Annotated in this window: 5 protein-coding genes; 2 read left to right on the top strand and 3 right to left on the bottom strand. The window is 45.6% G+C overall.

The window, feature by feature from the left end:
• Positions 1-428 precede the first annotated feature (428 nt).
• A complete protein-coding gene (gene bamA / locus Q0620_RS07785) occupies positions 429-2,684 on the bottom strand; it encodes an outer membrane protein assembly factor BamA (RefSeq protein ID WP_298784276.1) in 2,256 nt (751 codons plus the stop codon).
• A gap of 81 nt (positions 2,685-2,765) precedes the next feature.
• Between bamA and Q0620_RS07780 the strand changes: the two genes are divergently transcribed.
• Positions 2,766-3,596 (top strand): prephenate dehydrogenase, encoded by an 831-nt coding sequence (locus tag Q0620_RS07780; RefSeq protein ID WP_298784275.1) that lies wholly within the window; start codon positions 2,766-2,768, stop codon positions 3,594-3,596.
• A 123-nt stretch (positions 3,597-3,719) separates the two neighbouring features.
• On the opposite strand, the gene Q0620_RS07775 is transcribed toward Q0620_RS07780, so the two are convergent.
• Positions 3,720-4,451, bottom strand: a complete 732-nt coding sequence (locus tag Q0620_RS07775; RefSeq protein WP_298784274.1) for a metallophosphoesterase — start codon at positions 4,449-4,451, stop codon at positions 3,720-3,722.
• A gap of 195 nt (positions 4,452-4,646) precedes the next feature.
• Here Q0620_RS07775 and Q0620_RS07770 point away from each other — a divergent pair, with 195 nt between their 5' ends.
• Entirely contained in the window at positions 4,647-5,033 is a 387-nt protein-coding gene (locus Q0620_RS07770; RefSeq protein WP_298784273.1) for a hypothetical protein, read from the top strand.
• Here the strand turns inward: Q0620_RS07770 and Q0620_RS07765 are convergent.
• A complete protein-coding gene (locus Q0620_RS07765) occupies positions 5,010-5,936 on the bottom strand; it encodes a tRNA-dihydrouridine synthase (RefSeq protein ID WP_298784271.1) in 927 nt (308 codons plus the stop codon). The genes Q0620_RS07770 and Q0620_RS07765 overlap by 24 nt on opposite strands.
• Positions 5,937-6,140 lie beyond the last annotated feature (204 nt).

Below are 6,140 nucleotides of genomic sequence, written 5' to 3'. Positions count from 1 at the left end.
ATTTTAGAATCTCAAAATTTATGAGTTTCAAAATTCAGTGGCACGCTAAATCCTATGCAGTGAAATTCCGCGCACAACAAAGCGGCGTTTATCGTCTATATCGTAATCTTTAAAATTTCAATATTAGAATTTCTTTAAATTATGCTAATGGCTTGTATTGATTTTTTAGAACTCTTGTACTTAAAATTTTACTATATGAATGGAATTTAAACTATCTTGATAACTAAAATTCTGAAAAAATCCAAAGCAAGCTATGCGTTTAAATTTCATCCTAAGTCGAGCGGAATTCCAATTAAAATTTAGCTCAAACCGCCTACAATAGCTGCAAATAAGCGCTACACAAAAAGCTAAAATTGCGAGCGTTATTAAATTTTAAGGCATGCGGTAGAAATCCTACGCACGCCACAGCTTTCGCAAGTCGCCGCCGTTTAATTAAATCTAGCGCCGATACTAAATTCGAAGCTATTTGTATCGTCGTGCGGTTTTTTATTAAGCGGCTTAACGAAGTATAACTGCAAAGGCCCCATCGGCGTCATCCACTCGATACCAGCACCCGTGCTGTAGCGCTCCTCCTCATTCCAGTCATGATCGCCGATCATTCCGTAGTCAAAAAACGTTACAAAGCGCATTTTAAGCCTATCGACCACCGGAAAGCTTAGCTCAAAGGAGTTATTGAAGCTCTGCATGCCGCCTGTTTCGATATAGCGGCAATTATTTGCATTTAAGCAGATCTCTTTTTTCGGGATACTGCGACCTTCGTAGCCTCTAATGCTTTTCATTCCGCCCAGGAATAGTTTTTCATTGATCGGGATCTTTTTATTACCTTCCCACATATAGCCCGTTGCAGCTTTGTATCTAAAGATAATGTCGTGATCGATATAATCTCGCAAGCCAAAATAGTAGTTAAACGATCCTCGCGCCTTGGTGTAGTCCATATCGCCGCCAAGACCCGCGTATTCTAAGCTAGCACTTGCGATCATACCGCTTCTTGGCAAGTAATAATCATCTGTGCTATTATATGTAATAGACGGGATAATCGAGCTTTTTAAATTCTTGCCATCTAGATAGCCCGCTTTGGCGTAATATTCGTTTAAGCCCTTAATCTCGCTCTTTTCGAGATAATACGTAAGGCTTACATCGGTATTACGCCCAATCTTGCGACCGCCCGTGATTGAAAATCCGTAAGATTTCTCATCGTAATCGTCCCAGTCGTAATCGTTGGCAAAGATCGATCCGCCCAAGCTATACTCAGAATCAAATACTCTAGGATTGGTTAAGCTCAAGCGTCCGCTTAACTGATCGTCGCTCTTTTCGACCGAGAATGCGCCGTGAAGACCGGTGCCAAATACGTTTCTATCACTGATACCGCCGCTAAGTAAAATTCCATCCTCGCTGCCATATCCGATACCACCCGTGATAGAGCCTGTAGGAGCTTCTTTAACTGCAACTTCAAGATCGATCTGATCATTAGAAACGCGGTTTTCTTTAATCTCCACCTCATCGAAATACCCCGTGCGTTTTAAAGAATTTAACGAATCGTTGTAGTCGGTTTTGCTATATAAATTTCCCTCGGTCAGATACATCTCGCGGCGAATGACCTTATCCTCGGTCTTATCGTTACCCGAGATCGTTACGTTTCTAATATAGACTTTATCCTCAGGGATGACTTGATACGTGATAGCGACCGTGCGAGCTTCTTTGTCCTGCTTAGTCTTAGGCACGATACGCACATAGGCATATCCCTGATCCGCGACTAAAGTCTCTAGCGTATTCATATCGCGGCGCAAACGCTCGGAATTCATTGTATCGCCCTTTTGAAGCTTGAAATCGTCCAAAACTTTTTCTTTATCAAGCTTGATTATATCTGCAGGATACTCGATATCTACGGAGCTTACGGTATATTGCTCGCCCTCGTTGATATAGTAGGTAAGATCGGCAGTGTAATTATCCATATCGGCATTAAGTAGCGGCGCAGAAACCTGTGCGTCTAAGTAGCCTTTTTTATAATATTCTTCTTGAATTCTATTTGCGTCGTTAGGAAGCTCGGCGGTTTTTACCTTGCCGTCGTTAAAGCCCCACATCCAGCCCAGCATCTCGCGTTCTTTATTGGCAACGGATGGCTCTATATCATCATAGTCGAGCTTGTCCGCGCCTACTAAATTTACCTTATCGATGATGATATTTTCGCCGCGATTTACTTCGATCGTTAGCAAGATGACCGATTTATCGTCGTTTATCGGCTTTGGATAAAATTCCACCACGGTGTCGAAAAAGCCCTTGACTTCGTAGTATTGCTTGATGCGGGTCTCCGCTTTTTTAGCAGCCACCTCATCGTAAACCTGACCCGGACGCAAGCCGATGAGCTCATTTATCTTATCGCGATCATTGGTCACTACGTTTTTGATCTCGACCTTAGCGATAGTCGGTTTTTCGGTTACGTTGATAGTGACCGCGCCGCCTTGTTCGCTGATATAAACGTCGCTGAAATAGCCCTGCTCAAATAGCTTTGAGATCGCAGCATTGGTGTTTTCGCCGTTAAGCTCATCGCCTACTTTAAGTCCTGAAATTTGCTGCGCAACCTGTGGAGAAAGATGTCTAAGACCTTCAAATTTAATGGATTTGATCTGTGCGGCGCACGCCACGGAAATCCCGCCTACTAAGAGTAAAAAAACGCTTTTTTTCATAAAATTTTACCTAAAAACGAAAATAATTTGCGTATAATACCACATTAAAATTAAAACTTGCATATATCAAAAAGGAATTTTATGAAGATAGGAATTATCGGTCTGGGTCTCATCGGCGGCTCGCTGGGGCTATGTCTAAAAAGCACCAAAATAATTAGCGCCGTCTATGGCTGCGACATCAACCGCGAAAACGAAAAAGAAGCTCTGAAACTTGGGCTCGTGCATGAAATTTTAAACCTGGAGCAAATGAAGCAAAGCTGTGACGCGATCTTTCTTGCAATCCCCGTGGAGGCAATTATTGAGACGTTGCAAAAACTAAGCGACTGCAGAAGCGAGACGACGATCATCGATCTGGGAAGCACTAAATTTAAAATTTTGCAAAACTGCCCGCCGCAAATCAGACGAAATTTCATTGCAGCTCACCCGATGGCAGGTACCGAAAACTCCGGCCCGCAAGCGGCATTTAAAGAGCTTTTAAACGGCGCAGTAGTCGTTATCTGCGACGACCACGGCGCAGACGAAGTGCATATCAAACGAGCGGTCGAAATTTTTTCATTTGCGGGGATGAAGATCGTATTTATGGACGCAAAAAGCCACGATCACCACGTGGCGCTCATCTCGCACCTGCCGCATGCGATCAGCTACTCGCTCGTAAACAGCGTACTAAAAGAGGAAAATCGCCGCAACATCATAAATTTAGCCGGCGGTAGCTTTTCGGGCATGAGTCGTATCGCCAAAAGCTCGCCGCAGATGTGGGTCGATATTTTTAAGCAAAACCGCACAAACCTCCTAGGCGCGATCGACGCTTTTAAAAACGAGCTTGAAATTTGCGTACAGATGATTGAGGGCGAGCGCTGGGACGAGCTTGAGGCGTGGATGTATGAAGCGCGTAAGCTAAGGGATATTATTTAAAATTTCAGCGCGACCTGACTGAGCGACGGGAGCTTCAAGAACGCGCCTTTAAATTCTAAAAATTTTGCTCTCAAACAGCCTGCGTAAATTTAAATTTTAATCTGCGCGAGTCTGAATGTAAGCTTAAAAATCTATATTCTCCTGCGTGAAAATTTTCTTTGAGGGAAACTCCAGCGCGCAAAGCCTCGCGTTCTCGCCCCAGTGCTTTTTATAAACACAGCCCAGATCGATATTTGCGCTAAATTCCGTAATGACGGGCTTTTTTACCGGCGTGTGCCCGTAGACGTTAAAAATTCCATCATTCGCGCTATCATCTCCGCGCCCGCTTAGCACATGAGCGGCGAAGCTTTTCGCACGCTCTGCATCGTGTCTAATCCCCCACGCGCAACCCACTGCGGAGTGCGATACGACGAGAGCGCGACCGCTTTCATCACACAAATCATACTCCAGGTAAATCGGCAGCCGCGAGACAAACCGCAGATGCTCCTTGCATTGCTTCACGCCTCCGTGACGATAATACGACGCTAGCGTCGCCTCACCGCCGTTATTAAATAGCCAGCTTTCATCCAGGCTAAAAAATGCGTAGAGGTCATTTGAGCTCGTAAATTTGCCCGTCTTTGCGCACCTTAGTGCAGTTTTTGCGTTGCCCACAAAGCGCTTTTCGTGATTGCCCATCACCGCGTCATATCCGCGGACGCGCACTAGCTCAACCACATCCGCGCTCGCAGGGCCTCGGTCGATCAGATCGCCCACGAAGCAAATTTTACTATCAAATTTATGCGGCAGCTGCTCTATTAACGCCAAAAGCGATCTGTAGCAGCCATGCACATCGCCGATGATGTAGATATTTTCCATAATTTTTCCTTAAATTTTAACGCCCTCGCCTTTTAACGCGCGGGCTGTGATATAAGCGGTAGATAAAAGCTCTGCGCTAAATTTTAAAATTTCGCGCGCTAGGACTTGGGCGGATAAATCTGCTTTAGGACCTCCCTTACGACGATCATAAAAAGAACGATAAATATTAATGCGCTAAGCAATGAGGAATAAAACGTGGCAAGATGCAAATCTGAAACAATCAGCGCCACAATCATCATCCCTAAAAATGGCGATAGTATCCAAACCGCTGCTGTAGGCAAAAATAAATTTACGAAAAAATCCGTGAGCTTACCAAAATCCTTTAGCTTTGCGGCAAGCACCGCACAAACCCCGCAGAAAAATATCCACAAAAATAGGAAATATACGCACTTCTGCTGTAGCCATTCTAAGGGATCGTCAAACCGGACGCTAGATGTGTCAAAAATCTGCCCTGTCAAAAAACCCATCAAACTTGAAATGCACATCAAGCAAAAACCCATCGAAAATGCGCAGGCTATAATTTTTAAAATAATCATCAGAGTTCCTAAAATTCTAAATTTAGGCGAAAAATTCCTCGATTAGCCGAGTCATTTCGCTCTCGGCGGTGACGTGGTTGATCTGCTCGCGAAAGCTTGCGGCGTTTTCGCGCCCCTTAGAGTATTCGTGCAGATGCTTGCGAAATATCGCCACGCCGTGGCTACCGTAATGGCTTAGCATTTGAGCGAAATGATAAAGCACGACCTCCTTTTTTAGTGCGTCGCTTGCCTGCTCGCCCGTTTTGATCTCGCGAAAGATCCACGGCCTGCCGATGACCGCGCGACCGATCATCAGCGCGTCTGCGCCGCTAAGGTCTCGCACTGCAGGTGCATTGGCGGAGTTTATGTCGCCGTTTGCGATCACTGGGATTTGCAGCGCGCGCTTGGCTCTTGCGATCGCGCCGTAATCCACCGCCGCGCTGTATCCGCCCGCTCTGGTGCGCCCGTGGATGGCGATAAAATCGGCTCCAGCGCTCTGTACGGCACGCGCGATATTTTCGATATCCACGGCGCCGAAGCCCAGCCGCACCTTCGCGCTCGTAAATTTTTTGTTCGAATACTTTTTTATAGTCTCGACCAAGCGCGATAGACGGGGTAGATCAAGCAGCAGCGCCGAACCGGCGCCCTGTTTTACGACTTTGGGGACGGGACAGCCGCAGTTTAGATCGATGCCGTCGATGCCGTCAAATTTATTGATGAGAAAAACCGCCTTTTTGACGATCTCCGTATCGCTACCTGCGATCTGCACGAAAAAAGGGGTTTCCGCGGCGTTTTTTTCGAGCATCTTTAGCGTCTTTTCGCCCTCGAAAACAAGGGCGTTTGCGCTTATCATCTCGCTTACGGTCGCGTCGCAGCCGAATTTTTTCACTACGCCCCGCAGCGGCGGATCCGAAAAGCCCGCCAAAGGTGCCAAAAATAGGGGGTCCCTTTTAAAAAAATCTTCCGTCATTTTAAATTTCTTATTTTGATTTCGTTTGAATTTAAACCTTTAAATTTAACGCCGCAACGCTTGCAGTGGGTTTTGCCGCGAGCTTTAAAATTTTAAATTTCATAGGCTACGTATTCGCATTTAGGCGCGAATTTTATTTTTAAGCTTGGCTAATTTGCATGGTGGCAAAAACGGCAGCAATGATGATCGCCGCCAATTTTATTT

This window comes from uncultured Campylobacter sp. (assembly GCF_938017615.1).
GTDB lineage: Bacteria > Campylobacterota > Campylobacteria > Campylobacterales > Campylobacteraceae > Campylobacter_B.
The sequence above is the reverse complement of the archived record's forward strand: the minus strand, read 5'-3'. Positions and strand labels throughout refer to the sequence as shown.